Here is a 253-nt window from a genome sequence, read left to right as displayed (position 1 = left end):
GACCGACGGTGCGCTGGAAGCGTCCAACGTCGATCTCAGTAAAGAACTGGTCAATATGATCGTTGCCCAGCGTAACTATCAGTCTAACGCCCAGACCATCAAAACCCAGGACCAGATCCTCAACACGCTGGTTAACTTACGCTAATCGCTGACGGGATAGCTCAATGGATCACGCAATTTATACCGCGATGGGAGCAGCCAGCCAGACACTGAATCAACAGGCGGTAACCGCCAGTAATCTGGCCAATGCCTC

Annotated in this window: 2 protein-coding genes; both read left to right on the top strand. The window is 52.6% G+C overall.

Features of this window, described 5'->3' with window-relative positions; genetic code table 11:
- Nucleotides 1-145 (top strand): flagellar basal body rod C-terminal domain-containing protein (locus SB756_RS32750; protein WP_410913598.1); only part of this gene is annotated, 145 nt, incomplete at its 5' end.
- A 19-nt stretch (nt 146-164) separates the two neighbouring features.
- Nucleotides 165-253, top strand: an 89-nt coding sequence (locus tag SB756_RS32745) for a flagellar basal body protein (RefSeq protein WP_215417179.1), incomplete at its 3' end; no start/stop codon positions are given.

It is taken from the genome of Pseudomonas sp. SIMBA_068, from assembly GCF_046534705.1.
Taxonomy (GTDB): Bacteria; Pseudomonadota; Gammaproteobacteria; order Pseudomonadales; family Pseudomonadaceae; genus Aquipseudomonas; species Aquipseudomonas putida.
This window is presented reverse-complemented; position numbering and strand designations above follow the sequence as displayed.